This window comes from Xenorhabdus sp. PB61.4 (genome assembly GCF_963894935.1).
GTDB lineage: Bacteria > Pseudomonadota > Gammaproteobacteria > Enterobacterales > Enterobacteriaceae > Xenorhabdus > Xenorhabdus stockiae.
On the sequence record NZ_CAWQJR010000136.1, the window covers coordinates 1 to 1,262 of the forward strand.

At 45.0% G+C, this 1,262-nt stretch carries 1 protein-coding gene; it reads right to left on the reverse strand.

Annotated elements, in window-relative coordinates:
* Positions 1-21: 21 nt before the first annotated feature.
* Positions 22-1,167 (reverse strand): ISAs1 family transposase, encoded by a 1,146-nt coding sequence (locus tag AACX68_RS07580; RefSeq protein ID WP_228860869.1) that lies wholly within the window; start codon positions 1,165-1,167, stop codon positions 22-24.
* Positions 1,168-1,262: the final 95 nt, after the last annotated feature.

A 1,262-nucleotide genomic window follows, 5' to 3' on the forward strand; every position in this document is an offset into this window, starting at 1 on the left:
CCAGGGCAACCGCATGAATGTTTAAATTTCACCCACACCAGCAAAACCCACTTGTAATATCTGCTCCAAAAAACGGGTTTTCATCCAGGCACGTTGACGTTTTTTTCTGATACTTAGCTTCTTACCATCTTTCTTTGTTTCTTCTTTTTTTAACATATTTAAGGCTATTCGCCGTAATATTGCGACGTTTTCTGCCGCATGTTTACGGTAGATTTGGCAATCATCTTCCCGAAAGGAGACGTCAAGAACCCAATGAAGGTTATTCTCGATTTGCCAATGGTGGCGTACTGCCTGGGCAAAAGCTTCTTCCGTTAACGCCGCTGAACTGATGTAATATCGGTACTCCAAACTGGCTGGCTTTCCTTTTTCTTGTCGATAACCGACTACAACACCGAGGGTTTTTAATTCTGGCCACTCCGGAAAACGGGCTGTCAAGGAGCCTGCGCTCATGATATGACTTTCCCTGATTTCTATGCGTCCATGCCCTTGCGCTATTTTCACTTTTTCTCTTTTGGCGGGGACTGAAAGCTGGTTGGCCAATGCATCCTTAACGGCACGGTGGAGTGTAGGTTGGTTATCCTTCACACTGAGCAAATAGTCAGCCCCTGCATCAATAATTTCTTGGGCTATCTGGGTTTGGCATCCCATGGCATCAATAGAAATAAGCGCGCCTTTTAGCTCCAACAGCTTAATCAATTCAGGGATCGCGGTAATTTCATTGGATTTTAGTTGGGTCCTGACCTGACCAAGAACCAGTTTGTTGGCGGTAGCATAAGCGCTCACCAGATGGAGGGTTGAATATCGGTCTTCACGGTTGTACGAGCCACGTAATACTTTGCCATCAATGGCGATCAACTCCCCTTGAGTCAATTGATGAACTGACTGCATCCAGTTGATAAAGCAGGCATTAAACTGTTCGGGTTTGATGTGGGCGATAACCCGGGCAATGGTATCATCCACAGGAACGCCTTCTTTGAGCATGCCTTGTTTTATAAACCATTCATGATGACCTTCGGCATATTCCTGAATATCACTCCAACCTTCCGCCCCGGCAATCACAGCACACAGCGAGGCAAACAAGATATCAAATAAAGGGTAAGTGACTTTGGCTGTTTGGCGTGGATCTTCAATCTCAGAGAAATGTTCGGTGAAAATGTCAAAGTGCATGGTTTTTTCTCTCAAAAAGAGAGTATAAGATCACAGCTATCCTTTCGGAGCAATCGATTTATTTTTGACTGAAAAACGTTCGCGATCTTGCCCTG

Coding starts and splice junctions, on each gene's coding strand:
- AACX68_RS07580 (WP_228860869.1), bottom strand. CDS start 1,167: ATGCACTTTGACATTTTCACCGAACATTTCTCTGAGATTGAAGATCCA.